This window comes from Longimicrobiaceae bacterium (assembly GCA_035696245.1).
GTDB lineage: Bacteria > Gemmatimonadota > Gemmatimonadetes > Longimicrobiales > Longimicrobiaceae > DASRQW01.
This window is the reverse complement of sequence record DASRQW010000413.1, coordinates 1-1609: the sequence shown is the minus strand read 5'-3', so window position 1 is coordinate 1609 and position 1609 is coordinate 1. Positions and strand designations below refer to the sequence as shown.

2 protein-coding genes are annotated in these 1609 nt (G+C 75.4%); one reads left to right on the top strand and one right to left on the bottom strand.

Annotated features, from left to right (window positions below; all coding sequences use genetic code 11):
- Positions 1-602: histidine kinase (locus VFE05_18530; protein HET6232077.1), on the bottom strand; the 602-nt coding region annotated here is incomplete at its 3' end.
- A 411-nt stretch (positions 603-1013) separates the two neighbouring features.
- Here VFE05_18530 and VFE05_18525 point away from each other — a divergent pair.
- The coding region (locus VFE05_18525; GenBank protein ID HET6232076.1) for a biotin/lipoyl-binding protein at positions 1014-1609 on the top strand (596 nt) is incomplete at its 3' end.

Sequence of the window (1609 nt, the reverse complement as noted above, 5' to 3'; positions counted from 1 at the left end):
AGAAGCTCGCTCAGCCGCACCACGAGGCGCTCGGCGGCTTCCGGGGCGTCGCCGATCAGCGCGGCGACGGCGTGCAGGGAGTTGAAGAGGAAGTGCGGGTTGAGCTGCATCTTCAGCATCCGCAGCTCGGCCGACGTGCGCTCCAGCTCCGCGCGCGACAGGCTGGCTTGCAGGCGCAGCTCCATCGCCTCCTTGCGGCGGAAGCGGCCGGCGTACACCACGGCGTGCGCCAGCCCGGCGGCGACCAGGAACAGCAAGGCGAAGCCGGACGCCTCGTCCGCGTCCCTCGCGGCGGCCAGCGCGGGCGTGGGGCTGGCGAGCGTCGCGCGGGCGGCGAGGCGGATGCCCAGGAGAGCCACAGCCAGCGCCGCCGCGCATGCCGCGTGGACGGCCAGGTGCACCGCCCAGCCGCGCGTGCCCGCCGGTGTGCGCCGGGCCAGGCGAACGGCGAGCGCGACGGCGAACGTGACCACCCCGGCGGGAACGAGCGCGAGGAGCAGGGTGAGCGGCGGGTGCGCCACGGCCCCGCCCCGCATCCGGGCGCCGTCGAAGTCCCCCGAGAACGACAGCACCTGCAAGCCGGACCAGGCAAGCAGGAGCATGGGTCCGGCGAGCCGCCACGCGCCCGCCGGCGGCGGAGGCTCGCTGGCGGAGAGGGAGGCCGGGGACGGCGCGGAAGGCCGAGGCCGAGACACGCTCCGGTTCCTTTCGCGCCCTGGTTGGCCGGGTGTTCCAGCGGGATGGGAGATGTAAGTAGAGCCGCGGCGTGGTGCCTCGCAAGAGCAGGGTGCCGCCGTGCGTTCCCGGCGCGCCACCGTGCTTGCGAGGCCGCGTGCTCCACAGCGCGTACGTCCGCCGCTCGCCCCGCGTTTCACTCCGCTCGCATCACCCGTCCCGCCCCTCACCCCGAATCGGGCGCCGCCCGCCCTCCAGCCGTGCATCTTCGTGGACCGGCAAGCACTCCCGTCCGCGCGCGACTCCGCGCCGGACGCCGCCCTCACCGACCCGGGGCCATGCAGACCCAGCTCTACCCCTCGCGCTTCGGCGAAGACTCGGTGGAGAGCCTGCTCGCGGAGCACTCCCGCGCGGGCTACGTCATCTACACGCTGATCGTGGCGTCGCTGCTGGCCGCGCTGGCGGCGCTGCCCGCGGTGCGCGTGGACGTGTCGGTGCAGAGCGCGGGCATCATCCGCCCGGTCACCGGCAAGCACGAGGTGCGCGCCCGCACGTCGGGCGTGGTGGAGAGCGTGCTGGTGCGCGAGAACGCGGCGGTGGCGAAGGACCAGCCCATCCTGGTGCTGCGGACGGGGGGGATCGAGGAGGAGGCCGCGCTGCTGGCGGGGCAGGTGGACGAGAAGCGGCGGGCGCTGCACGACCTGGAGCTGCTTGCCACGCCGGGCAGGGCCGCGCCCGCCGGGCTGGCGACCGCGCGCTACCGCCAGGCATACGCGCAGATGCGCAACGACCTGCGCGAGAGCGCGCTCAAGCAGGACCGCGCCGCCCGCGAGGCCCAGCGCGCGCACCTGCTGGGCGCCCGCGGACTGGCTCCCGGCGCCGAGGTGGAGGACCGGGACTTCCAGCTCGCCCAGGCACGGGCCGAGGGCGCGCT